Here is a 20338-nt window from a genome sequence, read left to right as displayed (position 1 = left end):
CAGAAACGTGCAGTGGACGAAACTGAGCGAACAACCTGTCTACGAGAACCGCTGGTTCCGGGTGAACCTCGCGGACGTCGAACTCCCGGACGGCCGCCATCTCGACCACTATCTGATCCGGCTCCGCCCGGTCGCGGTCGCGACCGCCGTCAATGAGGCCAACGAGGTCCTCATGCTCTGGCGGCACCGCTTCATCACCGACAGCTGGGGCTGGGAGCTGGCCGCTGGCGTCGTCGAGGACGACGAGGACCTCGCGGCCGCCGCCGCCCGCGAGATGGAGGAGGAGACGGGGTGGCGCCCCGGACCCCTGCGCCATCTCCTCACCGTCGAGCCCTCCAACGGCCTCACCGACGCACGGCACCACCTCTACTGGACCGAGGAGGCCACGTACATCGGCCCGCCCGAGGACGACTTCGAGTCCTCACGCCGTGAGTGGATACCGCTCAAGCTGATCCCGGACATGATCACCCGCGGCGAGATACCGGCCGCCAACATGGCCGCCGGGCTGCTCATGCTCCACCATCTGCGTCTCGGCTGACCGGCCGAGAACGCGCGTGGCGGAGAACGCCGAACGGCCCGTACCTGTGCGGGTGTACGGGCCGAACGGTGGCGGTGGGGCTCAGGAGTACGGGTAGAAGCCCGACCCCGTCTTGCGGCCGAGCCGGCCCGCGTCCACCATCCGCTGGAGCAGCGGGGGAGCGGCGTACAGCGGCTCCTTGTACTCGGTGTACATGGAGTCGGCGATCGAGGCGATCGTGTCGAGGCCGATCAGGTCGGCGAGCTTCAGCGGGCCCATCGGGTGGGCGCAGCCGAACTCCATGCCGTTGTCGATGTCCTCACGGCTCGCGATGCCCGACTCGAACATCCGGATCGCCGAGAGCAGGTACGGGACCAGCAGGGCGTTCACCACGAAGCCGGACCGGTCCTGCGCGCGGATCGCGTGCTTGCCGAGGATCTTCTCGGCGAAGACCTGGGCGCGGCTGATCGTGCCCTCGGAGGTGGTGAGGGCCGGGATCAGCTCCACCAGCTTCTGCACGGGCGCCGGGTTGAAGAAGTGGATGCCGACGACCTGGTCCGGGCGGGAGGTCGCCACGGCCAGCTTCACCAGCGGGATGGAGGAGGTGTTCGAGGCCAGGATGGCGTCCGGCCGGGTCACCACCTGGTCGAGCACCTGGAAGATCTCGGTCTTGATCTGCTCGTTCTCCACCACGGCCTCGATGACGAGGTCGCGGTCGGCGAACTCGCCCAGGTCGGTGGTGAAGCTGAGGCGCGCCAGTGTCGCGTCGCGCTCCTCCTCGCTGATCTTGCCGCGCTCGGCGGCCTTCGCGAGCGAGTTGTAGAGCCGCGTACGGCCGATCTCCAGCGCCTCGCCGGTGGTCTCGGCGACCTTCACCTCGAGACCGCTGCGGGCACACACCTCCGCGATGCCCGCGCCCATCTGGCCGCAGCCCACCACTCCGACGCGCTCAATGTCGGCCATGGAGTCCGTCACCTCGTGCCTTTCGCTCATCACTGGCAGCGGGCCCCGTGTGATTCCGGTGCGTCCGCCTCGACCCCACGACGTTACCGCTCATTAACCGATGATCGATCGCCCGGGGCGGGCATGCTCTGCCAGGGGGTGTGACGTATCCGACATGAGAGGGCAGGCGGATGGGACGTATCGGGAGAAGAGGGTTCGTGGCGGGCGCGGCACTGGCGGTGCTCGGTGTGACCGGTTCCCACGGCGCGGGAGCGGACTCCGGCCCGGCGGGCGCGATCTCGGGTACGGCCGGAGCGGTACGGAAGAAGCGAAGGGCGGGGAGCGAGTTCCGCGGCATGTGGCTGGCGACGGTCTTCAACGTCGACTGGCCCTCCAGCCCGGGCCTCACGCCCGGGCGGCAGCGGGCCGAACTCCTCGCCCATCTGGACATGGCCGTCGAGCGCAGGCTGAACGCCGTGATCCTCCAGGTGCGGCCGAGCGCCGACGCCCTGTGGCCCTCACCGTACGAGCCCTGGGCCGAGTGCCTCACCGGCGTGCAGGGCCGCGATCCCGGCTGGGACCCGCTGGGGACGGCCGTCGAGGAGGCCCACCGGCGGGGGCTCGAACTGCATGCCTGGTTCAACCCGTACCGTGTGGCGAACCACACGGATCCTTCCCGGCTGACCCCCGCCCACCCGGCCCGCCGCAACCCGGGGTGGACCGTCCCGTACGGCGGCAGGCTCTACTACAACCCCGGACTGCCCGAGGTCCGCCGCTTCGTCCAGGACGCGATGCTCGACGCCGTCCGGCGCTACGACATCGACGCCGTGCACTGGGACGACTACTTCTACCCGTACCCGGTCGAGGGCCAGGTCTTCGACGACGACGACGCGTACGCGCGGTACGGCGGGGACTTCCCGAACCGGGCGTCCTGGCGGCGGAACAACATCGACCTCCTGGTCTCCGAGATGTCCGCCAGGATCAAGGAGACCGCCGGAGCGCCGCCCTTCGGGATCAGCCCCTTCGGGATCTGGCGCAGCACCGCCGCCGACCCCGCGGGTTCGGACACCCCGGACGGCCTGCAGAGCTACGACGATCTCTTCGCCGACACCAGGAAGTGGATCAGGGAGGGCTGGATCGACTACGTGGTGCCGCAGCTCTACTGGCACATCGGCTACGCCGAGGCGGACTACGCCACACTCGTGCCCTGGTGGGAGGCGGCGGTACGGGACACCGGCGTCCGTCTGTACATCGGCGAGGCCCTCTTCAAGTGCGGCGACCCCGGCCAGCCGGACGCGTGGCAGGACCCGGACGAACTCTCCCGCCATCTGACGCTCGCCGGCCGGTACCCGGGGGTGGCCGGGCACTGCTTCTTCTCGGCGACGCAGGTGACGGCAGACCGGATCGGGGCGATGGCCGCCGTGGTCGCCGACCACTACCCGGCCCCGGCCCTGCCGGCGCGCTAGCCGGATCGCGTCACATCTTCTCGTGGTGGCGGACGACGGTGTCGGGGCCCGGAGCCATCAGGGCCTCGTGGCCGTCGTCGTCGAACTTGACGCGGTACGGGGGGTTGCCGTTCTCGCCCAGTACCTGAAGAACCTCGGCCGTACGGTCGTGCTGACCGACGGTCCGGCCGTGCACCAGCAGTTTGTCGCCCACGCTCGCTTGCATCGGGGTGACCTCCTCGCGGCCGCGCTCGTCCCTGCTTAGGAGCCTATGTCCGCCATTGTGACCCGCATCACCCCTGGGCGCGCGCCCAGTCCCGGGCCTCGCCGCGCACCCGGTCAGCTCTTCGCGCGCTGGGTCACGGCGATGCAGACCAGGACCGCGACGGCCGCGAGGGGCGCGGCGAGCGGCAGGGACTCGCCGAGCAGCGAGACCGACCAGACCAGGGTGAGCAGAGGCTGGGCGAGCTGGAGCTGGCTCGCCTTGGGGATGCCGATCGCCGCCATGCCCCCGTACCAGACGTACATGCCGAAGAAGGTGGAGCCGGCCGCGACCCAGACCAGCCCGATGATGCCGTGCGCGCCCAGGTGGACGGGCTCCAGGGCGAGCGCGACGGCCGATCCGACGGCCATCAGCGGCAGGCAGAGGATCAGCGCCCAGCCGATGACCTGCCAGCCCGGCATGAGCCGGGCCAGCCTGCCGCCCTCGGTGTAACCGGCGGCGCAGACCAGGAGGGCGCCGAAGAGGTAGAGGTCGCCCGTGGAGAGGGCGCCGCCGCTCTGCTGGACGGTGAAGGCGATGACGACCGCCGCACCGGCGAGCGCCGCGCACCAGAACGTCCGGGACGGGCGCCGGCCCGTGCGGATCGCGGCGAAGGCCGCCGTGGTGAGCGGCAGCAGACCCACGACCACGGCGGCGTGCGACGTGGTGGAGGTCTGCAGGGCGAGGGTCGTCAGAAGCGGGAAGCCCACGACCACACCGCCGGCGACGACGACGAGCCCCGCCCAGTGGCGGCGCTCGGGCGGCGGGACCTTCATCGCGAGCAGGAAGGCGCCCGCGACGAGCGCGGCGAGCGTCGAGCGCAGGGCGACGAGCGACCACGGTCCGAAGTTCTCCAGGCCCCAGGCGGTGGAGGGGAAGGTGAGCGAGAACGAGACCACGCCGAGACCGGCGAGGAGCGTGCCGCGGGCTCGGGGGGAGGCTGTCCCGGTGCCGCCGACCGCTATCGTGGAGAGTGGAGTAGCGCTATCCTGTGCTGTCATGCACGAGCGTAGCAGTGTCGGTGAACTGGCCAACTCTCTGAGAGCGGAACTGAACCGCTACTCACCCGGAGGGAAGCTGCCGTCGAGTCGTGCCCTCGTCGAGCGGTACCGCGTCTCCCCGGTGACGGTGACCCGGGCGCTCGCGCAGCTCGCCGCGGAGGGCCTCGTCGTCACCCGGCCGGGAGCCGGGGCGTACCGCGCCGAGCCGCGTGGCCGGACGCCCGTGGCGGGCGACACCTCCTGGCAGGAGGTCGCACTGAGCGCCGACACGGCGACGGAACTCGTCCCGCGCAGCGTCGACGCCTCCGGCGTCCTGGTGACGCTCGCGGCGCCGCCGCCGGGCGTCGTCGAGTTCAACGGCGGCTACCTGCACCCCTCGCTCCAGCCCGAACGCGCCATGGCCGCGGCCCTGGCCCGCGCGGGGCGCCGCCCCGGCGCCTGGGGCAGGCCCCCCACCGACGGCCTCCCCGAACTGCGCGAGTGGTTCGCCCGCGAGATCGGCGGCACGGTCACCGCGGCCGACGTCCTCGTCACCGCCGGCGGGCAGCCCGCGATCACGACCGCCCTGCGGGCCCTCGCCCCGCCCGGCACCCCCGTCCTCGTCGAGTCACCCACCTACCCGGGCATGCTCGCCGTCGCCCGCGCGGCCGGCCTGCGTCCCGTGCCCGTACCCGTCGACGCCGACGGGGTGCGTCCGGAGCTGCTCGAAGCGGCCTTCCGGGCCACCGGCGCGCGGGTCTTCGTCTGCCAGCCGCTCTTCCAGAACCCCACCGGCGCCGTGCTCGGCGCCCAACGACGGCGCGAGGTGGTCCGGATCGCGCGGGCCGCCGGCGCCTTCGTCGTCGAGGACGACTTCGCCCGCCGGCTCGTCCACGAGGACGCCGGGCCGCTCCCCGCGCCCCTGGCCGCCGACGACCCGGACGGCGTCGTCGTCCACGTCTGCTCCCTGACCAAGCCCACCTCGCCCAGCCTGCGCGTCGGCGCGCTCGCCGCCCGCGGCCCCGTACTGGAACGGCTGCGCGCCATCCACGTCGTCGACAGCTTCTTCGTCCCGCGCCCCCTCCAGGAGACCGCCCTGGAGCTCGTCGGCTCGCCCGCCTGGAGCCGCCACCTGCGCGCCGTGTCCCAGGAGCTGAAGAGCCGCCGTGACGCCATGACCGGCGCCCTGGCCCTCCACCTGCCCGAGCTGGCGCTGCCCCACATCCCCTCCGGCGGCTACCAGCTCTGGCTCCGGCTCCCCGACGGGCTCCCGGAGGCCGCGCTCCTGCCAGGCGCCCTGCGGGCCGGCGTCGCCGTCGCCCCCGGCCGCCCCTACTTCAGCGCCGAACCGCCCGCCGGACACATCCGGCTCAGCTTCGCCGGCGTGGCCGGACCGACGGAGATCGCCGAGGGCGTGCGGCGGCTGCGGTCGGCCGTCGACGAACTGACGGCCTGACCCGCTCCGGCCGCCGAGGGCACGCCCGAGTCGTCGGCAGGTCGCCGACGGCGCCCCGTGCCGCGTCCTTCCCGCCACCGGGGGAGCGCGTGGTTGTGTGCGGGATCGTCGCATTCGCGCCAGTGAGGAACCCGGACAAGTGGTCGGCTCTCGGTGCGTACCGGCCCCCGCACGCCGCCACGACCTCGGCCGGAGCTCGTGCATATGCCCTCTTGACCTGCCAGGCATCCGGCCTCACGATCGCGCCCATGGGACTTCGAGTGACGCTCGTCGCAGCGGCGCGCAGCTCCTCGCTGCTCGCCGAGCGCTTCGACGACGACCGGCCCCTCGACGAGGCCGGCTGGTACGAGGTGCAACTCGCCGCGCACTCGCTGGTCCCGCTCGGCACGGCCGAGCTGCGCTACTGCTCCCCGACGCCCCGCAGCCGCACCACCGGCACCGCGCTCGGCTACGCGCCCCTCGCGCAGCCCGCCCTGCGCGACTGCGACATGGGCCGCTGGCGCGGACTGACCCTCGCCGAGGTGGCGGCCCTCGAACCCGCCGCCGTCGACGCCTGGCTCTCCGACCCGCGCATCGCCCCCCACGGCGGCGAGACGCTCCTCGCCTTCATCTCGCGCATAGGGGGCTGGCTCGACACGCGCCCCGCCGACGACGGCTCCATCGTCGCGGTCGCCGAACCCGCGGTCGTCCGCGCCGCCCTGGTGTACGCGCTGAAGGCACCGCCCTCCACATTTTGGAACGTGGACGTCCGCCCGCTCTCCACCGTCACGCTCACGGGCCGCCCCGGCCTCTGGCACCTCCACCTCCAGGCCGCGGTCGGCTGAACCTGCGGCCGGCGGAGCAGCGTTCCCGGCGCAGGCCGGAGCCGCCCCCGCCGCCGCGGCCGGGGGAAGGACCGCGACCGGCTAGCCTGAGAGCACGATGAACCGTTTGACCACGTCATGGGGCGAGTTCCCGCTCACCCGATTCCCCGAGGACCCGCGCGACCCGCTCCGAGCCTGGGACGCGTCCGACGAGTACCTGCTGCGCCACCTCGCCGAGACGGACACCGACCTCTCCGGCACGGTCGCCGTCGTCGGCGACCGCTGGGGTGCCCTCGCGACGGCCCTCGCGGCCCGCCGCCCCGGCACGCTCGCGCAGATCTCCGACTCCTACCTCGGCCGCCGGGCGACCGTGGAGAACCTGGCCCGTTCCGGGGCCGCCCCGGACGCCGTCCGGCTCCTCACCACCCAGGACGCGCCGCCCGAGCGGATCGACGTGCTGCTCGTCCGGGTCCCCAAGAGCCTCGCGCTCCTGGAGGACCAGCTGCACCGGCTCGCGCCCGCCCTGCACGAGGGCACCGTGGTCGTCGGGACCGGCATGGTCAAGGAGATCCACACCTCCACGCTCCAGCTCTTCGAGACGATCCTCGGCCCCACCCGCACCTCGCTCGCGGCGAAGAAGGCCCGGCTGATCCTCTCCACCCCCGACCCCGCGCGCGACCGGGCGGCCAACCCCTGGCCGTACCGGTACGAACTCCCTGCCGACGCCGGGACCGTCGCCGGGCGGACCGTGGTGAACCACGCCGGGATCTTCTGCGCCGACCGCCTCGACGTCGGCACCCGCTTCTTCCTGAAGCACCTGCCGACGGGTCTCGGCCGCGCCCGTGTGGTCGACCTCGGCTGCGGCAACGGCGTCGTCGGCCTCTCCGTCGCACTCGCCGAGCCGGAGGCCGAGCTGGTCTTCGCCGACGAGTCGTACCAGGCCGTCGCCTCCGCCGGGGAGAACTTCCGTCAGCACGCCGCCCCCGGCCGCACCGCCGAGTTCGTCGTCGGGGACGGGACGGCCGGGCTGGCGACGGAGTCGGTGGACCTCGTCCTGAACAACCCGCCCTTCCACAGCCATCAGGCCACCACCGACCGCACCGCCCGCCGGATGTTCACCGACGCGCGGCGCGTCCTGCGGCCCGGCGGCGAACTGTGGGTCGTGGGCAACCGGCACCTCGGCTACCACGTGACGCTGCGCCGCATCTTCGGCTCCTGCGAACTGGTCGCCAGCGACCCGAAGTTCGTGGTCCTGAGGGCAGTCAGGCGGTCAGGCGGCGCTCCCCGGCGGCCCGCCCGGGCAGCGGCAGCCAGCGCACCGGCACCTGACGCATGACGAGGACCGAGTCCAGCGTGGCGGTGCCGGGCGGGAACCGCTCCTGATCCTCGAAGAAGCTGGAGCGGGCGGAGACGATCCGGCCGGGCTCGATGTGCCAGGCGTCCGTGTCCAGTTCCATCCCGTCGAGGCGCCGGCCGCTGCCGGTCGCGGACCAGCCCTTGGCTCCGCCGCGGAAGAACGCCGACGCCTCGTCGAGACCGGCGAAGAGCTCGCTGCCGCGCAGGCTCCCGGCGATCTCCGCGGAGACGTCCACACGCGTCTCCCCGTCGCGGGTCGCGAACGCCACTCGTACGGCGTCCGCGCTCTCGCTCACCTCGAAGTCCGCGTGCCCGTGCTCGCCGGGGAAGAGCCGGCCGCCCGCCCAGCGGTTGACCAGTGAGGCGGTGTCCCGGCGCGGGATGTACACACCGGTCTCGACGCCGTCGGGACCGTCCCATTCGACGGCGATCCGGTGCGCCGCGTTCTCGCTGCGCAGACCCACCGCGGCAGGCGCCCAGACAGGGCGGACGGAGCCGAGCCGCAGCAGACAGATCCCCGCGACGGAGTGCCCGCGGACCAGCTGCGGCCGCAAGCCCTCCGGCAGGAGGCGGGCCGCCACCTCCGGCTCGACCCGGTAGTTGACGAGCAGTCGCCGCTCGATGACGCTCGCCAGCGTGAGGTGGTTCATGAGGCCGGGACTCCGCTCGTACGGGAAGGGCGCGTGGCGCGCACGGGGTGACGCCCGGGCGGGTGTCACCCCGTGGGGAGCGTAACCCCGAGCCCTCAGGCCAGGGCGACGAGGTCCCGGTACTCCTCGCTCCACAGGTCCTCGTCCCCGTCCGGGAGCAGCAGCACCCGGTCCGGCCGCAGCGCGTCGATCGCCCCCTCGTCGTGCGTGACCATCACGATCGCCCCCGGATACGTGCCCACGGCCGCCAGGACCTGGTCCCGGGAGGCCGGGTCCAGGTTGTTCGTCGGCTCGTCGAGGAGCAGGACGTTCGCGCCCGAGTGGACGAGACCGGCCAGCGCCAGCCGGGTCTTCTCGCCGCCCGACAGCACCCCGGCCGGTTTGTCGGCGTCGTCGCCCCGGAACAGGAACGCCCCGAGCACCTGCCGTACCTCACCGTCCGTCAGATGCGGCGCCGCCGCGGCCAGGTTGGCCCGGACCGTACGGCCCGCGTCGAGCGTCTCGTGCTCCTGCGCGAAGTAACCGGTCCGCAGACCGTGCCCGCGCACCACCCGCCCGGCGTCGGGCACCTCCTCGCCGGCGAGGAGCCGCAGCAGCGTGCTCTTCCCCGCGCCGTTGAGGCCCAGCACGACGAGGCGGCTGCCGCGGTCCACGGCGAGGTCGATCCCGTCGAGGACCGGGCGCCCGCCCCCGTACGACCTGACCAGGGAGACCGCGCCGAGCGGCATCCGCCCGCACGGCGCGGGCTCGGGGAGCCGGATCCGCGCGACCCGTTCCGCGTGCCGTACGGGGTCGAGCCCGTCGAGCAGCCGGTCGGCGCGCCGCGCCATGCTCCGGGCCGTCGTCGCCGTCGCCACCCGGGACTTCATCTTCTCCGCCTGCGCGTGCAGCGAGGCCGCCTTGCGCTCGGCGTTGGCGCGCTCACGCGTCCGGCGGCGCTCGTCGGCGTCCCGCTGGGCGAGATACCCGGCCCACGTGGTGTTGTGGACGTCGACAGCGGCGCGCTGCGGATCGAGATGGAAGACCCGGTTGACCGTCTCGGCCAGCAGCGCGACATCGTGACTGATGAGGACGAGTCCGCCCCGGTGCGCGGCGAGGAAGCCGCGCAGCCAGCCGGCCGAGTCGGCGTCGAGGTGGTTCGTGGGCTCGTCGAGCAGCAGAGTGCCGGTGCCGCCGTGCCCGGCGAACAGGATCCTGGCGAGCTCCACACGGCGCTTCTGGCCGCCGGAGAGCGTGCCGACGGCCCGCCCCATGACCTCGGTGGGCAGTCCGATCCCGGCGGCGACCCGGGCGGCCTCGGCCTCGGCGGCGTACCCGCCGCGGGCCTCGAACTCGGCCTCGGCACGGGCGTACGCGGCCATGCGCCGCTCGTCGGGCGTCTCGCCGAGCGCGAGGGAGGCCGCGTTCAGTTCGCGCGCCGCCCGGTCGAGCCCGCGGGCGGAGAGGATGCGGTCGGTGACCGACACCCCGGGGTCCGCGGCGCGGGAGTCCTGGGCGAGGTGCCCGACGTCGCCGGTACGGGTGACGGTCCCGGCGGCGGGCGGGCGCAGCCCGGCCAGGGTGTCGAGCAGGGTCGTCTTGCCGGCGCCGTTGCGGCCGACGAGGCCGATCCGGTCGCCGGGGCCGATGTGGAAGGAGAGATCGGCCAGCAGAAGCCGGGCGCCGACGCGCACGTCGGCACCACGAACGGTGATCATGAGGTAACGCTCCGAAAAAGCAGAAGGACACACGGGTGGCGTGGGAGTGGGTCCTGAGCTAGGAGATTCGGGGCGTCGACATGGGATCGAGGCTACGCGGCCGCCTTCCGGAACGCACCGGATTAAACGGCGGCCCGACCGGGGGTGCCACCACCGCCGCCCCGGGAACCCGCACCTCGCACACGCCCCCGGGCGGCACGGACGAGCCGTGCCGCTTCCGAGGTCGTACGGCCGGTGAGGCGGGCGACGCCGGGCAGTGGCAGGGCGAACAGGTCGTGGAGCACGAAGGCCAGCCGTTCGTCCGGGGCGAGGGACTCCAGGACCGCGAACAACGCGAGCTGCACCCCGTCCGCGAACTCCACCCGCTCCCGCTCCCGCACGTCCGCGTCCCGCCCGGACCCCTCCGGCCCGTACCTGTTCGGTCCGTACCCTTCCGGCCCGTACCTGTCCCGTCCGTACCCGTCCCGCCGTGCCCGCAGCCGCTCCACGCACACCCGCGCGACGACCGTCGTCAGCCAGTCGTCGATCCCCCCGAGCCCGGCCGACCTGGCCTCACCCACGGCCGCCGCCGCCTCGCGTCGCGAGCCCAGCATGCGCAGGGCGACGCCCCGCAGCCGCTCCTCGTGGATGTCGAACCGTCGGGCCAGAAACGCGTCGCCGTCGTCCATGGGCGCATCACTCCTCTTCGTACGTGTACGAAGCCATGACGCGTCCGCCGCGGGCGATGTGACCGCTAGAGCGGTCTGCGCGGGTGCGGAACGGTGGGCGGCGCGGGGCGGGCCGGCCGGCCGAGCCGTACGGGCACGCCGGGCGAGTACAGCACGCTGACCGGGGCCTCGCGAGGCGCGGGCAGGCCGGCCGAGATGAGCAGGTTCTCGTCGCAGGCGAGCAGCTCCGCGCGGTACAGCGGCCAGCGCGGATGGTCGTTGGCCAGATACCCGGCCCCGCCGAAGAACGTGTTGTGCATGCCCCACCGGGCGGTGAGGAAGTGCTCCAGCTCGGTGGGCTCCTCGATCCGCTCGCCCCTGGCCACGGTGATCCGGCTGTGCGCCCCCCGCGGGCCGGGCCAGCGGCGGGAGCTGGCGTAGTCGACCGTGTCCCCGTCGGTGCGGACGCTCATCCGGGACCAGAGGTACGGCAGCCGGAAGCCGACCCGGCCCATCACGACGGGGACCAGCCGGGACGCGTCCATGGACCGGAACACGACACCGCGCCGCCCATGGGCGTCGACCGAGTACAGGCGCACGTTGGTCTCGGGGAAGGAGCCGAGGTACGGCACTCCCGGCAGCCTGAGCCAGCCGACCCGGTGCATCCGGAAGGCGACGAGCCCCACGTAGGTGACGCCCTCGTGCGTGTCCGGGACGGTGCCGCTCGGCAGGAGCGGGGCCACCACCGCGGGGTCGACGGCCCAGTGGACGAAGGAGAGGTCGAGCCATTCCTGGGTGAGGAGCGGGGTGCGTACGGGGGCGGGGGTGTCGGGCGTGACGGTGTCGGGCGTGACGGAGAACTGCGGGTGCACCACGCAAGCATCGCAGACCTGTCGGACCCTTCTGCCATGCTGGACCATGTGACGCTCGACGACCTGAAGCGCCTCCGCCGCGCCCGCGACACCATGGACCGTGACTACGCGCAGCCGCTGGACGTCCAGGCGCTGGCCGACGTCGCCCTGATGTCCGCCGGCCACTTCTCCCGCAGCTTCCGGGCTGCCTTCGGGGAGACGCCGTACAGCTACCTGATGACGCGCCGCGTCGAGCGGGCGAAGGCGCTGCTGCGGCGTGGGGACCTGAGCGTGACGGACGTCTGCTTCGAGGTCGGCTGTACGTCCCTCGGCTCCTTCAGCTCCCGCTTCACCGAACTGGTCGGCGAGAGCCCCAGCGCCTACCGCGCTCGCTCCCACGAGGCCGCCGCCGCGGTCCCCGCCTGCGTGGCGAAGATCCACACCCGACCGGTCAGGAACGGACCCGCGGCCGCCATGGACGGACAGTAGGCGCCACGACGGCCGGTGGAGGCGTGCGCCGGAAAAACGAAAGGCAAGGAGGTCTCGCACTCCTTGCCACTCTCAAGATATAGCGCACAGGGGGCCTTGCGGCAAGGCCCCTGTCGAGGCGCAGAATGGCCGACCTGAGCCGGGGACCTGCGCAAACGAGGCGTGTGTGCGGACTCCGCGTGGACGTGCGGAGCAGCGGCCGGCCGGAGACGTGAACGGGCGAGTGGGGCGGTTTTCCGATGATGGACGTGATCATTGCCGGTGGTGGGCCGACGGGCCTGATGCTCGCCGCCGAGCTGCGGCTGCACGATGTGCGGGTGGTCGTGCTGGAGAAGGAGGCGGAGCCGACCGTCCAGTCCCGTGCGCAGGGACTGCATGTGCGCAGTATCGAGGTGATGGAGCAGCGCGGTCTGCTGGAGCGGTTCCTCCCGCTCGGCAAGCAGGTCACGGCCGGCGGCTTCTTCGCCGGTCTCAGCGACAGCTGGCCGGAGCGGCTGGACACGGCGCACTCGTACGTCCTCGGCATCCCGCAGCAGATCACCGAGCGCCTGCTGGCCGAGCGCGCCACCGAACTCGGCGCCGAGATCCGGCGCGGCAGCGAACTGGTCGGGCTCAGCCAGGACGAGGACGGCGTGACCGTCGAGCTGGCCGACGGCACCCGGCTCCGCTCGCGCCATCTCGTGGGCTGTGACGGCGGACGCAGCACGGTGCGCAAGCTGCTCGGCGTGGACTTCCCCGGCGAACCCTCGACGGTCGAGACGCTGCTGGGCGAGATGGAGCTGACCGCGTCGCCCGAGGAGCTGGCGGCCGTCATGGCCGAAGTCCGCAAGACCTACCTGCGGTTCGGCGCCATGCGCCAGGCGGACGGGACGTACCGCGTCATCGTGCCCGCCGAGGGGGTGGCCGAGGACCGTACGACCGCGCCGACGCTGGAGGAGTTCAGGCAGCAGCTGCGGGCGTACGGCGGCACCGACTTCGGCGCGCACTCCCCGCGCTGGCTCTCCCGCTTCGGCAACGCCACCCGGCTCGCCGAGCGTTACCGGAGCGGCCGTGTGCTGCTGGCCGGCGACGCGGCCCACATCCACCCGCCGACGGGCGGGCAGGGGCTCAACCTGGGCATCCAGGACGCGTTCAACCTCGGCTGGAAGCTGGCCGCCGAGGTCGCCGGCTGGGCACCGGAGGGCCTCCTCGACAGCTACCACGCCGAACGGCACCCGGTGGCCGCCGAGGTGCTGGACAACACGCGCGCGCAGATGGAGCTGATGTCCACCGAGCCGGGGGCCCAGGCGGTGCGCCGGCTGATGGCGGAGCTGACACGTATCGAGGAGGTGAACCGGTTCCTGATCGAGAAGATCACCGGGATCGGGATCCGCTACGACTTCGGCGAGGGCCACGAACTGCTCGGCCGGCGGCTGCGGGACGTACGGCTGAAGGGCGGCCGGCTCTACGAGCTGACGCACGGCGGCCGCGGCCTGCTCCTCGACCAGACCGGCCGCCTCTCGGTGGACGGCTGGGCGGACCGGGTCGACCACGTCGTCGAGGTCAGCGAGGAGCTGGACGCTCCCGCGGTACTGCTCCGCCCGGACGGTCACGTGGCCTGGGTGGGCGAGGACCAGCAGGACCTCGTGCGCCATCTGCCCACGTGGTTCGGCGCCCCGGCAGGCTGACCGGTCCGCGGCGACAGCGCGTCGGGTGCGGCGTACGCTCGGCCGAAGAGGGCCCCGGCGAAGACGAGGGCCCCGGCGAACAGGACCCGCACGAGCCGGGCCGCCGGGCCCGGGGCTGCCGGAGAACGAGCCCGCGGGAGGATCCATGGCCGCGCTCGGTGATCTGATCGAGATCGACGACAGGACGCGGCCGGTCCTCGGGCAGGGGCCGGCTCTCGCGCAGGGCCGACCGGACGTCGCCGACGCCCTCGTCCACCGGACCGGCGACACCGACCCGAACGCGATGTTCACGGCCATGACGGCCGTCAACCAGCTCCGCGAGCCGGGGCTGAGGCCGGAGTCCGGGGACGCCGACGCGGTCCGGTCGCGGCCCGTGCCGGAGGCCTACCCGTCGGAACCGGCGGCGTAGGGCTTGGGGCCGGGCTCACGCAGGCGTACCGCGAGCGCGGCGATGTCGTCGTCGAGACGTCCTCTGCTGTGCCGGAGGAGGTCGCGGTGGAGCGCCGTGAGCAGCTCGCCCGGCGGCGTCGGCGGCTGCCGGCGCATCCAGGCCGCCAGCGGGAAGAACTCCCCGTCGCGGGCGCGGGTCTCGGCGACCCCGTCGGTGTAGAGGAGCAGCAGGTCGCCGGGGGTGAAGTCGAAGGTGTCGACGCTGTAGTGATCCCCGATCAGCTCCGCGAGGCTGAGCAGGGGCGAGGGGGCGGCGGACTCGAGGACGCGGAGTCGCGCCCGGTTCAGGAGCAGTGGCGGCGGGTGCCCGCAGTTGAGGATGTCGATACGGCGCCCCTCGTGCGGGACCTGCACGAGCAGGGCGGTGGCGAAGCGTTCCAGCGACCCGTCGGGAGGGAAGGCGGCGTTGTAGCGGCTGCTGCTGGCGTCCATCCTGCGTGCGACGTCGACCATGTCGGGTTCGCCGTACGCCGCCTCCCGGAAGGCGTTCACGATCGCCGCGGCCGCCCCGACGGCCGGCAGGCCCTTGCCCCGTACGTCCCCGATGAGCATCCTGACCCCGAACGGCGTGTCGACCACCTCGTAGAAGTCCCCGCCGATACGGGCCTCCGCCGCGGCCGCGAGGTACAGCGACTCGATCTCGACGTTCGCGAAGCGCCGCGGCATGGGGCTCAGCACCACCTGCTGCGCCGCGTCGGCGACCAGCCGCACCTGGAAGAGGGTGCGCTCCCGCTGGAGCCGGACGTGGCTCCCGTACGCGGCGGCCACGGTGACCCCGACGATCCCGGCGCACGTCCACCACGTGCCGAGGTCGGGGAAGACGAGGCTGAGGCCGATCATCAGCAGGAGGCAGGCCGTCCCGAGCAGCACGGTGGGCAGGACCGGCCACATGGACGCGGCGAGGGCCGGCGCCGCGGGCAGGAGGCGGCTGAAGGCCATCTCCGGCGGAGTGGCGTAGGCCAGGCTGGCGATCACGACGGTCAGAATGACCGGCGACAGCCGCACAAACCTCCCCCGGCCGGAGCGCCGAGGGAGCCGCAGCCGTCCAGACTCGATCACGCTTCTCAGACTATCCGTGCAAGGGGGGCAAAGCGCTCTGACGGGACGGTGACCAGCTTTGCATAAAACTGCGTAGATGCGTATAGTCATGCCATCGATGGAGGAGGGTTCCGATGACGGTACGAGCAGCAGTGGCAGGCGCGAGCGGGTACGCGGGTGGCGAGCTTCTGCGCCTGCTCCTCGCCCACCCCCACATCGAGATCGGGACCCTGACCGGGCACTCCAACGCCGGTCAGCGGCTCGGCGCGCTTCAGCCGCATCTGGTGCCGCTCGCCGACCGCGTCCTCGCGCCGACCACTCCCGAGGCGCTCGCCGGGCACGATGTCGTCTTCCTCGCGCTTCCGCACGGGCAGTCCGCAGCCGTCGCCGAGCAGCTCGGTCCGGACGTCCTCGCCGTCGACATGGGCGCCGACTTCCGGCTGGAGGACTCCGCCGACTGGGAGACCTTCTACGGTTCCCCGCACGCCGGCACCTGGCCCTACGGCCTCCCGGAACTGCCGGGTGCCCGCTCCGCGCTGGAGGGGTCCAAGCGCATCGCGGTGCCCGGCTGCTACCCCACCGCCGTCTCCCTCGCGCTCTTCCCCGCGTACGGGAGCGGCCTCGCCGAGCCCGAGGCGGTGATCGTCGCCGCCACCGGCACCTCCGGCGCGGGCAAGGCCCTCAAGCCGCACCTGCTCGGCAGCGAGGTCATGGGCTCGATGTCCCCGTACGGCGTCGGCGGCGGCCACCGGCACACCCCCGAGATGATCCAGAACCTCAGCGCCGTGGCCGGCGAACGGGTGGAGGTCTCCTTCACGCCGACCCTCGCCCCCATGTCCCGCGGCATCCTCGCCACCTGCTCCGCCAAGGCGAAGCCGGGCGTCAGCGCCGAGAGCGTGCGCGCCGCGTACGAGAAGGCCTACGCGGACGAGCCCTTCGTCCATCTGCTCCCCGAGGGACAGTGGCCCGCCACGGCGTCCGTATACGGTTCCAACGCCGTTCAGGTCCAGGTCGCCCACGACCCGGCGACCCACCGGATCATCGCGATCAGCGCCATCGACAACCTGGCCAAGGGCACCGCCGGCGGGGCGGTGCAGAGCATGAACATCGCCCTCGGGCTCCCTGAGGACACCGGACTTTCCACGATTGGAGTCGCTCCATGAGCGTCACCGCAGCGAAGGGATTCACGGCAGCGGGCATCGCCGCCGGAATCAAGGAGAACGGCAACCCGGACCTGGCCCTCGTGGTCAACGACGGGCCCCGCCGCGCCGCCGCGGGCGTCTTCACCTCCAACCGCGTCAAGGCCGCGCCCGTCCTGTGGTCGCAGCAGGTCCTGACCGGCGGCGAGCTCGCAGCCGTCGTCCTCAACTCCGGTGGCGCCAACGCCTGTACGGGCCCGCAGGGCTTCCAGGACACCCACGCGACGGCCGAGAAGGTCGCCGAGGTCCTCGGTGCGCAGGGCAGGGAGATCGGCGCCGGTGAGGTCGCCGTCGCCTCGACCGGCCTCATCGGTCTGCTCCTCCCCATGGGCAAGGTCCTGGCCGGTGTCGAGAAGGCCGCGGGAGAGCTCTCCGAGTACGGCGGCGAGAAGGCCGCCATCGCCATCAAGACCACCGACACCGTGCACAAGACCTCCGTCGTCGCGAAGGACGGCTGGACGGTCGGCGGCATGGCCAAGGGTGCGGGCATGCTCGCCCCCGGCCTCGCCACCATGCTCGTCGTCCTCACGACCGACGCCGACGTCGAGAGCAAGGACCTCGACGCCGCGCTGCGCCGGTCCACCAGGGTCACCTTCGACCGGGTCGACTCCGACGGCTGCATGTCCACCAACGACACCGTCCTCCTGCTCGCCTCCGGCGCCTCGGGCATCACGCCCGCCCAGGAGGAGTTCGCCGAGGCCGTGACGGCCGTCTGCGACGACCTCGCCCGTCAGCTCATCGGTGACGCCGAGGGCGCGAGCAAGGACATCCGTATCGAGGTGATCAACGCCGCGACCGAGGACGACGCCGTCGAGGTGGGCCGCTCCATCGCCCGTAACAACCTCCTCAAGTGCGCCATCCACGGCGAGGACCCCAACTGGGGCCGGGTGCTCTCCGCCATCGGCACGACGGCCGCCGCCTTCGACCCGGACCGGCTGAACGTCGCCATCAACGGCGTCTGGGTCTGCAGGAACGGCTCGGTCGGCGAGGACCGCGACCTCGTCGACATGCGCTTCCGGGAGGTCACGATCACCGCCGACCTCGCCGCCGGCTCCGAGACCGCCGTCATCTGGGCCAACGACCTCACCGCCGACTACGTCCACGAGAACAGCGCCTACTCGTCATGACCGGAACCCGTAAGCACACCGCGCTCCCCAAGGCCGAGATCCTCATCGAGGCCCTGCCCTGGCTGACCCGCCACCACGGCAAGACGGTCGTCATCAAGTTCGGCGGCAACGCCATGATCGACGACGAGCTCAAGGCGGCCTTCGCCCAGGACGTCGTCTTCCTGCGCCACGCCGGCCTCAAGCCCGTCGTCGTGCACGGCGGCGGCCCGCAGATCAGCGCCGCGCTGGACCGGCACGGCATCGTGAGCGAGTTCAAGGCCGGCCTGCGCGTCACCACCGAGGACGCCATGGACGTCGTACGGATGGTCCTGGCGGGCCAGGTCCAGCGCGAGCTCGTCGGCCTGCTCAACCAGCACGGACCGTTCGCCGTCGGCATGACCGGCGAGGACGCGCACACCATCAGCGCCACCCGGCACCAGCCGCTGATCGAGGGCGAGCAGATCGACATCGGCCGGGTCGGCGAGATCACCGCCATCGACACGGGCGCCATCGAGGCGCTCCTGGAGGACGGCCGGATCCCGGTCATCTCCTCCATCGCCCGCTCCGAGGACGACGGACATGTCTACAACGTCAATGCTGATACGGCGGCTGCGGCTCTCGCTGCGGCGCTGGACGCCGAGACCCTGATGGTCCTGACCGACGTCGAGGGTCTCTACGAGGACTGGCCGAACAGCGACGAGGTCATCAGCCGGCTCACCGCGAGCCAGCTGGAGAAGCTCCTTCCCGAGCTGTCCAGCGGCATGGTCCCCAAGATGGAGGGCTGTCTGCACGCGGTACGGAACGGGGTCACCACGGCGCGGGTGATCGACGGGCGCGTCCAGCACTCGATCCTGCTGGAGATCTTCACCGACTCGGGCATCGGCACGATGGTCGTGCCCGACGAGACGACGGGGGGCACGAAATGAGCGACACGGAACCGAACGGCACGGAACCGAACGGCACCGGACCGGGCAACGCGGAACTGAGCCGGCGGTGGCAGGGCTCGCTCATGGACAACTACGGCACGCCGAAGCTGTCCCTGGTGCGCGGCGAGGGCGTCAAGGTCTGGGACGCCGACGGAGCCGAGTACCTCGACCTCGTCGGAGGCATCGCCGTCAATGCGCTCGGCCACGCCCATCCGGCGATCGTCGAGGCGGTGACGCGGCAGATCGCGACCCTCGGCCACGTCTCCAACCTCTTCGTCGCCGAACCGCCCGTGGCGCTCGCCGAGCGGCTGCTGCAGCTCTTCGGCCGGCCGGGCCGGGTCTTCTTCTGCAACTCCGGCGCCGAGGCCAACGAGGGCGCCTTCAAGATCGGCCGGCTGACCGGCCGGACCCACATGGTCGCCACCCAGGGCGGCTTCCACGGCCGGACCATGGGCTCGCTCGCCCTCACCGGGCAGCCCGGCAAGCAGACCCCGTTCCTGCCGCTCCCCGGCGACGTCACACACGTCCCGTACGGAGACGTCGAGGCCCTGCGCGCCGCGGTCACCGAGGAGACCGCCCTGGTGATCATCGAGCCGATCCAGGGCGAGAACGGTGTCGTCGTGCCGCCCGTCGGCTATCTCCGGGCCGCCCGCGAGATCACCCGCGCCACCGGCACCCTGCTCGTCCTCGACGAGGTCCAGACGGGCATCGGGCGGACCGGCCACTGGTTCGAGTACCAGGCCCACGAGGGCGTCGAGCCCGACGTCGTGACCCTGGCCAAGGGCCTCGGCGGCGGTCTGCCGCTCGGCGCGACGGTCGCCTTCGGTGAGACGGCCGCGCTCTTCGAGCCCGGCCACCACGGCACGACCTTCGGCGGCAACCCGGTCGCCTGCGCCGCCGGACTGGCCGTCGTCGACACCCTCGCGGCCCACGGAACCCTGGACGAGGTGAAGCGGCTCGGCGAGAAGCTGCGCAGCGGAATCGAGGGACTGGGCCACCCTCTGGTCTCCCACGTCCGTGGGGCGGGCCTCCTGCTGGGTATCGTGCTCACCGAGTCCCTCGCGCCCCAGGTGCAGCAGGCGGCTCAGGACGCCGGTCTCCTGGTGAACGCGCCCGCCCCCGATGTCGTACGGCTCATGCCGGCGCTGATCATCGGAGACACTGAAGTGGACGCGTTCCTCGCGGCCCTCCCCGGTGTCCTCGACGGAGCGGTGAACGGGGAAGGACGAACCGGAGAATGAGACGACGATGACCGACGCGCAGGAAACCGAGCACTGGGCGTCCCCCCAGGCGGAGCCCGGGGGAGGACCGTCCGTTCCGCAGACCCGTACCGCACGCCACCGCAGGATCGTCGACATCCTCAACCGGCAGCCGGTCCGCTCACAGAGCCAGCTCGCCAAGCTCCTCGCGGACGACGGGCTGAGCGTCACCCAGGCGACGCTCTCCCGCGACCTCGACGAGCTCGGCGCGGTGAAGATCCGCAACACGGGCGGCGAGCTGATCTACGCGGTCCCCAGCGAGGGCGGCTTCCGCACCCCGCAGGCGCCGCTCGGCGAGTCCGCCAAGGAGGAGCGCATGCGGCGTCTCTCCGGCGAGCTGCTGATCTCCGCCGAGGCCTCCGCCAATCTGGTGGTCCTCAGAACCCCGCCGGGCGCGGCCCAGTTCCTCGCGTCGGCCATCGACCAGGCCGAACTCCGCGCGATCCTCGGCACGATCGCGGGCGACGACACCTTGCTCCTGATCTCCCGCGATCCGCTGGGCGGCCAGGCGCTCGCCGACCATCTGCTGAGGCTGGCCCAGAACGACCGCTAGCGGTCAGGGAAAAGCGACCCGTCGCCGCCGGCACGATCCTCGTGC

Annotated in this window: 21 protein-coding genes; 13 read left to right on the top strand and 8 right to left on the bottom strand. The window is 72.5% G+C overall.

All coding sequences use genetic code 11. The annotated features are described in order from the left end of the window. Positions 1-7 precede the first annotated feature (7 nt). On the top strand, positions 8-538 hold the full coding sequence (locus ACFVGW_RS22465) for an NUDIX domain-containing protein (protein ID WP_385853228.1): 531 nt from the start codon (positions 8-10) through the stop codon (positions 536-538). Between the two features lie 81 nt (positions 539-619). On the opposite strand, the gene ACFVGW_RS22460 is transcribed toward ACFVGW_RS22465, so the two are convergent. Continuing rightward, positions 620-1480, bottom strand: coding sequence for a 3-hydroxybutyryl-CoA dehydrogenase (locus ACFVGW_RS22460; RefSeq protein WP_352186466.1), 861 nt, complete (start codon positions 1478-1480; stop codon positions 620-622). A 170-nt stretch (positions 1481-1650) separates the two neighbouring features. Between ACFVGW_RS22460 and ACFVGW_RS22455 the strand changes: the two genes are divergently transcribed. Continuing rightward, positions 1651-2925, top strand: a complete 1275-nt coding sequence (locus ACFVGW_RS22455; RefSeq protein ID WP_385853227.1) for a glycoside hydrolase family 10 protein — start codon at positions 1651-1653, stop codon at positions 2923-2925. Between the two features lie 10 nt (positions 2926-2935). Here ACFVGW_RS22455 and ACFVGW_RS22450 read toward each other — a convergent pair whose 3' ends face one another. After that, complete coding sequence (locus ACFVGW_RS22450; RefSeq protein ID WP_352186468.1) at positions 2936-3130, bottom strand: DUF1918 domain-containing protein; 195 nt, start codon at positions 3128-3130, stop codon at positions 2936-2938. A gap of 113 nt (positions 3131-3243) precedes the next feature. Beyond that, positions 3244-4167, bottom strand: coding sequence for a DMT family transporter (locus tag ACFVGW_RS22445; RefSeq protein ID WP_385853226.1), 924 nt, complete (start codon positions 4165-4167; stop codon positions 3244-3246). Here ACFVGW_RS22445 and ACFVGW_RS22440 point away from each other — a divergent pair. The 3 genes from ACFVGW_RS22440 to ACFVGW_RS22430 all read left to right on the top strand — a co-directional run bounded on the left by ACFVGW_RS22440 (position 4166) and on the right by ACFVGW_RS22430 (position 7741). Then, positions 4166-5602, top strand: a complete 1437-nt coding sequence (locus tag ACFVGW_RS22440) for a PLP-dependent aminotransferase family protein (protein WP_385853225.1) — start codon at positions 4166-4168, stop codon at positions 5600-5602. The two genes, ACFVGW_RS22445 and ACFVGW_RS22440, sit on opposite strands and share 2 nt — an antisense overlap. A gap of 248 nt (positions 5603-5850) precedes the next feature. Beyond that, positions 5851-6426: a histidine phosphatase family protein gene (locus ACFVGW_RS22435; RefSeq protein WP_385853224.1), complete on the top strand. Its 576-nt coding sequence runs from the start codon at positions 5851-5853 to the stop codon at positions 6424-6426. 97 nt (positions 6427-6523) lie between these two features. Next, on the top strand, positions 6524-7741 hold the full coding sequence (locus ACFVGW_RS22430; RefSeq protein ID WP_385853223.1) for a methyltransferase: 1218 nt from the start codon (positions 6524-6526) through the stop codon (positions 7739-7741). Here the strand turns inward: ACFVGW_RS22430 and ACFVGW_RS22425 are convergent. The 4 genes from ACFVGW_RS22425 to ACFVGW_RS22410 form a co-directional block, all read right to left on the bottom strand. Then, positions 7668-8411, bottom strand: a complete 744-nt coding sequence (locus ACFVGW_RS22425) for a DUF2071 domain-containing protein (protein WP_385853222.1) — start codon at positions 8409-8411, stop codon at positions 7668-7670. The two genes, ACFVGW_RS22430 and ACFVGW_RS22425, sit on opposite strands and share 74 nt — an antisense overlap. Before the next feature lie 95 nt (positions 8412-8506). Further along, positions 8507-10108 (bottom strand): ABC-F family ATP-binding cassette domain-containing protein, encoded by a 1602-nt coding sequence (locus tag ACFVGW_RS22420; RefSeq protein ID WP_385853221.1) that lies wholly within the window; start codon positions 10106-10108, stop codon positions 8507-8509. A gap of 122 nt (positions 10109-10230) precedes the next feature. Beyond that, on the bottom strand, positions 10231-10776 hold the full coding sequence (locus ACFVGW_RS22415; protein WP_385853220.1) for a hypothetical protein: 546 nt from the start codon (positions 10774-10776) through the stop codon (positions 10231-10233). Between the two features lie 65 nt (positions 10777-10841). Beyond that, a complete protein-coding gene (locus tag ACFVGW_RS22410; protein WP_385853219.1) occupies positions 10842-11630 on the bottom strand; it encodes a YqjF family protein in 789 nt (262 codons plus the stop codon). Between the two features lie 33 nt (positions 11631-11663). Between ACFVGW_RS22410 and ACFVGW_RS22405 the strand changes: the two genes are divergently transcribed. The 3 genes from ACFVGW_RS22405 (at position 11664) to ACFVGW_RS22395 (ending at position 14171) form a co-directional block, all read left to right on the top strand. Further along, positions 11664-12095: a helix-turn-helix transcriptional regulator gene (locus ACFVGW_RS22405; protein ID WP_385853218.1), complete on the top strand. Its 432-nt coding sequence runs from the start codon at positions 11664-11666 to the stop codon at positions 12093-12095. A gap of 239 nt (positions 12096-12334) precedes the next feature. Next, positions 12335-13762: a rifampin monooxygenase gene (gene rox, locus ACFVGW_RS22400; protein WP_385853217.1), complete on the top strand. Its 1428-nt coding sequence runs from the start codon at positions 12335-12337 to the stop codon at positions 13760-13762. Between the two features lie 145 nt (positions 13763-13907). After that, positions 13908-14171, top strand: a complete 264-nt coding sequence (locus tag ACFVGW_RS22395; RefSeq protein ID WP_385853216.1) for a hypothetical protein — start codon at positions 13908-13910, stop codon at positions 14169-14171. Here the strand turns inward: ACFVGW_RS22395 and ACFVGW_RS22390 are convergent. Continuing rightward, a complete protein-coding gene (locus ACFVGW_RS22390) occupies positions 14147-15271 on the bottom strand; it encodes a PP2C family protein-serine/threonine phosphatase (RefSeq protein ID WP_383224849.1) in 1125 nt (374 codons plus the stop codon). The genes ACFVGW_RS22395 and ACFVGW_RS22390 overlap by 25 nt on opposite strands. A 113-nt stretch (positions 15272-15384) precedes the next feature. Between ACFVGW_RS22390 and argC the strand changes: the two genes are divergently transcribed. From argC to ACFVGW_RS22365, 5 genes are read left to right on the top strand one after another with little or no spacing between them, the layout of a single operon-like run. Further along, the gene (gene argC, locus ACFVGW_RS22385) at positions 15385-16413 is read left to right on the top strand and encodes an N-acetyl-gamma-glutamyl-phosphate reductase (protein WP_385853215.1); all 1029 of its coding nucleotides are present in this window, start codon (positions 15385-15387) and stop codon (positions 16411-16413) included. After that, positions 16410-17576: a bifunctional glutamate N-acetyltransferase/amino-acid acetyltransferase ArgJ gene (argJ, locus tag ACFVGW_RS22380; RefSeq protein ID WP_385853214.1), complete on the top strand. Its 1167-nt coding sequence runs from the start codon at positions 16410-16412 to the stop codon at positions 17574-17576. The genes argC and argJ overlap by 4 nt, the downstream gene beginning before the upstream one ends. Continuing rightward, positions 17573-18481 (top strand): acetylglutamate kinase, encoded by a 909-nt coding sequence (argB, locus tag ACFVGW_RS22375; protein WP_385853213.1) that lies wholly within the window; start codon positions 17573-17575, stop codon positions 18479-18481. Before argJ ends, argB begins: the two co-directional genes overlap by 4 nt. Then, on the top strand, positions 18478-19722 hold the full coding sequence (locus ACFVGW_RS22370) for an acetylornithine transaminase (RefSeq protein ID WP_385853212.1): 1245 nt from the start codon (positions 18478-18480) through the stop codon (positions 19720-19722). The genes argB and ACFVGW_RS22370 overlap by 4 nt, the downstream gene beginning before the upstream one ends. A 7-nt stretch (positions 19723-19729) precedes the next feature. Further along, a complete protein-coding gene (locus ACFVGW_RS22365) occupies positions 19730-20293 on the top strand; it encodes an arginine repressor (RefSeq protein WP_352186482.1) in 564 nt (187 codons plus the stop codon). Positions 20294-20338: the final 45 nt, after the last annotated feature.

Origin of the sequence: Streptomyces sp. NPDC127129, assembly GCF_042671585.1 — a bacterium.
Classification (GTDB): Bacteria; Actinomycetota; Actinomycetes; order Streptomycetales; family Streptomycetaceae; genus Streptomyces.
The sequence above is the reverse complement of the archived record's forward strand: the minus strand, read 5'-3'. Positions and strand labels throughout refer to the sequence as shown.

What these genes read in the sequence shown, in the direction of transcription:
- ACFVGW_RS22460 (WP_352186466.1), bottom strand. Translation starts at nt 1,480, where the DNA reads ATGGCCGACATTGAGCGCGTCGGAGTGGTGGGCTGCGGCCAGATGGGC.
- ACFVGW_RS22455 (WP_385853227.1), top strand. Translation starts at nt 1,651, where the DNA reads ATGGGACGTATCGGGAGAAGAGGGTTCGTGGCGGGCGCGGCACTGGCG.
- ACFVGW_RS22450 (WP_352186468.1), bottom strand. Translation starts at nt 3,130, where the DNA reads ATGCAAGCGAGCGTGGGCGACAAACTGCTGGTGCACGGCCGGACCGTC.
- ACFVGW_RS22440 (WP_385853225.1), top strand. Translation starts at nt 4,166, where the DNA reads ATGCACGAGCGTAGCAGTGTCGGTGAACTGGCCAACTCTCTGAGAGCG.
- ACFVGW_RS22445 (WP_385853226.1), bottom strand. Translation starts at nt 4,167, where the DNA reads ATGACAGCACAGGATAGCGCTACTCCACTCTCCACGATAGCGGTCGGC.
- ACFVGW_RS22435 (WP_385853224.1), top strand. Translation starts at nt 5,851, where the DNA reads ATGGGACTTCGAGTGACGCTCGTCGCAGCGGCGCGCAGCTCCTCGCTG.
- ACFVGW_RS22430 (WP_385853223.1), top strand. Translation starts at nt 6,524, where the DNA reads ATGAACCGTTTGACCACGTCATGGGGCGAGTTCCCGCTCACCCGATTC.
- ACFVGW_RS22425 (WP_385853222.1), bottom strand. Translation starts at nt 8,411, where the DNA reads ATGAACCACCTCACGCTGGCGAGCGTCATCGAGCGGCGACTGCTCGTC.
- ACFVGW_RS22420 (WP_385853221.1), bottom strand. Translation starts at nt 10,108, where the DNA reads ATGATCACCGTTCGTGGTGCCGACGTGCGCGTCGGCGCCCGGCTTCTG.
- ACFVGW_RS22415 (WP_385853220.1), bottom strand. Translation starts at nt 10,776, where the DNA reads ATGGACGACGGCGACGCGTTTCTGGCCCGACGGTTCGACATCCACGAG.
- ACFVGW_RS22405 (WP_385853218.1), top strand. Translation starts at nt 11,664, where the DNA reads ATGCTGGACCATGTGACGCTCGACGACCTGAAGCGCCTCCGCCGCGCC.
- rox (WP_385853217.1), top strand. Translation starts at nt 12,335, where the DNA reads ATGATGGACGTGATCATTGCCGGTGGTGGGCCGACGGGCCTGATGCTC.
- ACFVGW_RS22395 (WP_385853216.1), top strand. Translation starts at nt 13,908, where the DNA reads ATGGCCGCGCTCGGTGATCTGATCGAGATCGACGACAGGACGCGGCCG.
- argC (WP_385853215.1), top strand. Translation starts at nt 15,385, where the DNA reads ATGACGGTACGAGCAGCAGTGGCAGGCGCGAGCGGGTACGCGGGTGGC.
- argJ (WP_385853214.1), top strand. Translation starts at nt 16,410, where the DNA reads ATGAGCGTCACCGCAGCGAAGGGATTCACGGCAGCGGGCATCGCCGCC.
- argB (WP_385853213.1), top strand. Translation starts at nt 17,573, where the DNA reads ATGACCGGAACCCGTAAGCACACCGCGCTCCCCAAGGCCGAGATCCTC.
- ACFVGW_RS22370 (WP_385853212.1), top strand. Translation starts at nt 18,478, where the DNA reads ATGAGCGACACGGAACCGAACGGCACGGAACCGAACGGCACCGGACCG.
- ACFVGW_RS22365 (WP_352186482.1), top strand. Translation starts at nt 19,730, where the DNA reads ATGACCGACGCGCAGGAAACCGAGCACTGGGCGTCCCCCCAGGCGGAG.